We start from the raw sequence: 1,017 nt of genomic DNA on the forward strand, positions 1-1,017 counted from the left end.
ACGGAGTTTAACGCCACGGGTCCGAAGTCATAGGTCAGGCCCAGGCTCTGGGCGTTGGTCTCCATGCTCAGTTGCGTGTGCTGGTCCATGTCCACATGTTCGGCGTCGTCCCTGGAAAAGTCGTCCAGGTCCGCGCCGCTGGGCAGGCCGTAGCCGTCAATGCCGTAGTCCTGGGTGAATTCGTTGATGACCGAAAGTCGGGCCGTGAATTTGTCCGTGGGCGTCGCGGTCAGGTTGAGGTTGACCCGGCGGTCGTTTTCCCGGTTGAAATCTTCGTCGCGATTGGCGTTGTCGTTTTCGATCCACCCGTCGCTGTGCTCGTACTGGCCGTTCAAACCCAGAAAAATTTTGTCGTCCAGCAGGGCGCCATTGGTATTGAACACGCCACGCATGTGGTTTTCGGTACCGTATTCAGCCCCGACTTTGCCGTGCCAGTCGTTGTCCGGCTTTTTGGTGACGATGTTGATGACCGCGCCGATGGCGTCCTTGCCGTACAGGGTGCCCTGAGGCCCGCGCAGGACCTCGACCCGCTCCACGTTGGCCAGGGATGCGTCAAATCCGTAGCTGCCGCTGTGGGCAATGCCGTCGATGTAGATGACCACAGGGTTGTTGGCGGTGAACATGGACGGATTGAGACCCCGGAAATTGACGTTGTTGCCGTGGGGGCTGGCGCTGGCCGTCATGTTGGGGATTTCGCGAATCAGGTCGGGCACGTTCTTGATGCCCTTTTCATCGAGCATGACCGCGTCGATGACCGTGATGCTTTGGGGCACCTTGGTCAGATCTTCTTCCATCTTGTTGGCCGTGACCGTGATCTTTTCCATGGCCACGGGACTTTTGTCCGAGGTGGCGTTGGTCTCCTCGGCCCAGGCTCCGGAGCAGGTCAGGACAGTGGCCAGGACCAGGGGCAGCAGGCGCGCGCCCAGGCCGGCACCGGGCCTGCCTGCCGGGGTGCGGTGTAGAAGCGGGAACTCGAACATGATGATCCTCCGTACGGGTGTATTTCAGGAGCGACAT

Annotated in this window: 1 protein-coding gene; it reads right to left on the reverse strand. The window is 60.4% G+C overall.

Annotated elements, in window-relative coordinates; all coding sequences use genetic code 11:
- Positions 1-980, reverse strand: a 980-nt coding sequence (locus EOL86_15680; protein ID NCD27011.1) for a TonB-dependent receptor, incomplete at its 3' end; no start/stop codon positions are given.
- Positions 981-1,017 lie beyond the last annotated feature (37 nt).

The sequence above is a fragment of the Deltaproteobacteria bacterium genome (assembly GCA_009930495.1).
Classification (GTDB): Bacteria; Desulfobacterota; Desulfovibrionia; order Desulfovibrionales; family Desulfomicrobiaceae; genus Desulfomicrobium.